Annotated in this window: 5 protein-coding genes; 1 reads left to right on the top strand and 4 read right to left on the bottom strand. The window is 67.8% G+C overall.

The window, feature by feature from the left end; translation table 11 throughout:
• Positions 1-37: 37 nt before the first annotated feature.
• Complete coding sequence (locus PKA16_RS15735; protein ID WP_324404627.1) at positions 38-565, bottom strand: FAD-dependent oxidoreductase; 528 nt, start codon at positions 563-565, stop codon at positions 38-40.
• Between the two features lie 307 nt (positions 566-872).
• On the opposite strand from PKA16_RS15735, the gene PKA16_RS15730 reads away from it, so the two are divergent.
• Positions 873-1,397 (top strand): peptidylprolyl isomerase, encoded by a 525-nt coding sequence (locus PKA16_RS15730; protein WP_324404625.1) that lies wholly within the window; start codon positions 873-875, stop codon positions 1,395-1,397.
• A 165-nt stretch (positions 1,398-1,562) separates the two neighbouring features.
• Here PKA16_RS15730 and PKA16_RS15725 read toward each other — a convergent pair whose 3' ends face one another.
• From PKA16_RS15725 to PKA16_RS15715, 3 genes are all read right to left on the bottom strand, one after another.
• The gene (locus PKA16_RS15725; RefSeq protein ID WP_324404623.1) at positions 1,563-2,036 is read right to left on the bottom strand and encodes a glycine zipper 2TM domain-containing protein; all 474 of its coding nucleotides are present in this window, start codon (positions 2,034-2,036) and stop codon (positions 1,563-1,565) included.
• A gap of 307 nt (positions 2,037-2,343) precedes the next feature.
• A complete protein-coding gene (gene dut / locus PKA16_RS15720; RefSeq protein ID WP_324404620.1) occupies positions 2,344-2,790 on the bottom strand; it encodes a dUTP diphosphatase in 447 nt (148 codons plus the stop codon).
• Positions 2,787-3,440 (bottom strand): phosphopantothenoylcysteine decarboxylase (locus PKA16_RS15715; protein ID WP_324404618.1); only part of this gene is annotated, 654 nt, incomplete at its 5' end. The genes PKA16_RS15715 and dut, both read right to left, overlap by 4 nt.

The raw sequence follows: 3,440 nt of genomic DNA, 5'->3' as shown, positions 1-3,440 counted from the left end.
CAACTTTACGCCTCGGTGGACTGAAAAGGTGGGTTGTTCAGGGTTTCCCTAGCCGGACGCAGCCGTCCGCATCGAGCACGCGCTGCTCGGTTTCACCGAGCCCCGCCTTGTAGGTCTCGAGAACGCGCACCTTCTCCAACAGACCAAGTGTCCGGTAGATGATCAGCCGCCCGTTGCGGCTGTGGCAAAAGTCGACCGGCGAGCGTTTCATCAGCTCGCCCAAGGCGATTCGGCTCAGATTGGAGAGCGCAAGCAGATGCGCTGTGGACTGACGGGCCACGCGCGGGTTGCGCGCCAGCAGGAATTGCAAACCCCAATACCACTGGTGGGGATCCAGGCGCAGGCGAAAGCGCAAGGGGGAGTTGCGATCAAGCAGCCAGCCTGGCAGTTTGCCCAGCACGCCCGGCTTCGCCATCGGCTCCACGAAGTTGTAGCTAAGCTGACCACCATTAGCATGGCTGGTTCCGCTCGCGGGAACACTGGCCGCATCCACCAAGGTTACCTGCCAGCCTTCGGTGGCAAGGCGGTGAGCCGTGGTGACTCCAACGATACCGGCGCCGATCACACATGCATGCATGAATATTTACAAAATCAAATTATTGTTTTTGAGTGTAATTTCAGGTGACGACTGCATGACGCATCGGAACCTGCGATTTTCCGTGACGGATTCCGCAAATCCGGTGATAACCATGCCGCAGCGCCTGGCCTGAACGCCGACCTCATCGGGTGCGTGTTGCATGGTTGGCGCCAACAGCCGCCCCTGATACGCAACAGGGAGATTTCCGCAGCAGGACTGCCACCGCATGTTGGTCACGCGCAAGGATATGGCCGCTCGGGCACTGGCCGATCAGCTGGATGCGACAATCGCTCTTATGGAAATCGCTGCGCCCTGCGTCGTCGCCCTCACCTGGACCCTGCGCGACAGCCTGGGCGAAACGCTGGATGAACTGCAGGATCCGGTCGAGTTCCTGGTGGGCGGCGACGACCTCCTGCCGGCCATCGAGAATGCCCTGCAAGGGCACGAAGCCGGGGCCGAGCTGGACCTCAACCTGGAACCCGAGGACGCGTTTGGCGACTACGACGAACAGCGCGTGTTCCTGCTGGCGCGCCAGGTGCTTCCCACGGGCATCGAGGAAGGCATGCTGATCGAGGCGTCATCCCTGCCTGCCGGGACATTGCAGGGGGCAGCGGGCGAGGCCCTGCTGACCATCACCGAGATCTACCCCGAGCACGTGGTGCTGGACGGCAACCACCCGCTCGCCGGCATCGGCTTGCGCCTGCACCTGCGCGTGACGCGCGTGCGCGCAGCGACAGTGGATGAAGTCGGTCGCGGCAGTGCTGGCACCGGCTTCTTCCGACTGCAACCGATGGCGCCCGGCAGCAGACACCTTCACTGAGGGGCAGTGCTGCACAGCACCCACGCGCGCCGGGCGTTCCTGCCCGGTGCGGTCTGACTCGTTACGAAGGCTCGCGAGCCCCAGCCGTTGCTGCGCCCTCCCCTGGCAGGGCGTGGACCAGCCGCAGGCTGCCCCGCCTCGTGCCATCCAGATGCGCGTACCGGATCAGCGGTAGAGCTGGTTGCCCTCGACCCGCACGCGCTCGCCGACCTGGACGTTGGGCGCCTGCGCGTAGTCGAAGCTGCGCACCGATCCGTTGTCCAGTTGCACCGTGACGCGATAGAAATCCTGGCCGCTGCCGCTCATGTTGCGCTCCAGCGCATTGCCGATCAGTGCACCGCCGACGGCGCCGACGATGGTGGCTGCCGTGCGACCGCTGCCGCCGCCGATCTGGTGGCCGGCCAGGCCGCCCACGACGCCCCCCACGACCGCGCCACCGACACCCTGCGAGGCACCGCCACCGCGCACGAACTCGACGTTCGTTACACGGCCATATTGTGCGTAGGCCGGGCTGCTGACGCCGCCCCCCGGGTAGGAACCGCCTATCGGCTGCTGATAGCCGGGCATCGCGCAGCCGGCCAGCGCGGCTGCAGCCGCGAGCGCCAGCAGGGGGAAAAGGGTACGAGGCGAGGTCTTCATGATGGGTCACTCCTGGATGTTGTCGGCAACGCCAACCGATTGGCGCGCCCCCGATTCATTAACGCACAAGCCGGTCGCGGCAGTGACCGGTCTTCGTAAAGTCCCCGTGGCGATTCGCATCCATTGGTAAGCCGCCGCGCCACAGGCGGGTCCATGCCGCCTCGCCTTCGAGAACATGCGGAATGAAGCGACACGGCTCCGATGGCCGCGGCGCAGGCCGATCGGGGCAGCCGTGGCCGGGGTTCCTCCTGGCCACGGCGTGCATCCCCCTCCGAGGGAAGGAGAGCAGCGACACAGGGGGTTCGCATCACCCGCGCCCGGTCGAGCCGTAGCCGCCCTGCCCGCGCGTCGTGGGTGCGAAGGCATCCACCCAGTTGAACTCCGCCTGCACCACCGGCACGATGACGAGCTGCGCGATGCGCTCCATGGGCTGGATCGTGAACGCGGTGGCGCTGCGGTTCCAGGCGCTCACCATGAGCTCGCCCTGGTAGTCGCTGTCGATCAGGCCCACCAGGTTGCCGAGCACGATGCCGTGCTTGTGGCCCAGGCCCGAACGCGGCAGGATCAGCGCCGCATAGCCGGGGTCGGCCAGGTGGATGGCCAGGCCCGTGGGCACCAGTTCCCAGGCGCCCGGTGCCAGCTCAAGCGGCGCCTGCAGGCAGGCGCGCAGGTCGAGCCCGGCGCTGCCGGGCGTGGCGTAGGCCGGCGCCTGCTCGCGCAGGCGCTCGTCCAGCATGCGGACGTCCAGCTTCATGCCGACCAGCCCGAGACGCGGCGCGCGATCTCCGCCACCAGCTGCTGCGCCAGCACGCGCTTGCTCGCGCGTGGCAGCTCCAGCGTGTCCTCGTCGTCCACCAGCAACAGGGCGTTGTCGTCCCTGCCGAAGGTCGCCGGGCCGAGATTCGCCACCAGCAGCGGCACGCCCTTGCGCGCGCGCTTGGCCTGGGCGTTGGCCAGCAGGTCCTGGCTCTCGGCAGCGAAACCGACGCAGAACAGCTCGCCCGACTGGGCGCGCGCCGAATGCGCGACCTCGGCCAGGATGTCCGGGTTCTCGACGAAGCCGAGCTCGGGCACCTGACCCGAGCCGTCTTTCTTGATCTTGTGCTCGGCCTCGGTGGCGGGTCGCCAGTCGGCCACGGCCGCGGTGGCGATGAAGATGTCGGCGCCGTCGGCCAGCTCCAGCACCGCGGCGTGCATGTCGCGCGCCGAGCTGACGTCGACGCGGCGCACCTCGCGCGGCGTCGGCAGCGCCACCGGCCCGGCCACCACGGTGACCTCGGCGCCGGCCTCGCGCGCGGCCCGCGCGATGGCAAAGCCCATCTTGCCGCTGGAGCGGTTGGTGATGCCGCGCACCGGGTCGATGGCCTCGAAGGTCGGCCCGGCCGTGATCAGCACGCGCTGGCC

It is taken from the genome of Ottowia sp. (genome assembly GCF_035325765.1).
Lineage (GTDB): Bacteria > Pseudomonadota > Gammaproteobacteria > Burkholderiales > Burkholderiaceae_C > Ottowia.
Note: the sequence above shows the minus strand (reverse complement) of the source record. Positions and strands in the feature narration are given on the sequence as shown.

Excerpts from the sequence above, each read along its gene's own strand:
- PKA16_RS15730 (WP_324404625.1), top strand. The coding sequence starts at position 873 with ATGGAAATCGCTGCGCCCTGCGTCGTCGCCCTCACCTGGACCCTGCGC.
- PKA16_RS15725 (WP_324404623.1), bottom strand. The coding sequence starts at position 2,036 with ATGAAGACCTCGCCTCGTACCCTTTTCCCCCTGCTGGCGCTCGCGGCT.
- dut (WP_324404620.1), bottom strand. The coding sequence starts at position 2,790 with ATGAAGCTGGACGTCCGCATGCTGGACGAGCGCCTGCGCGAGCAGGCG.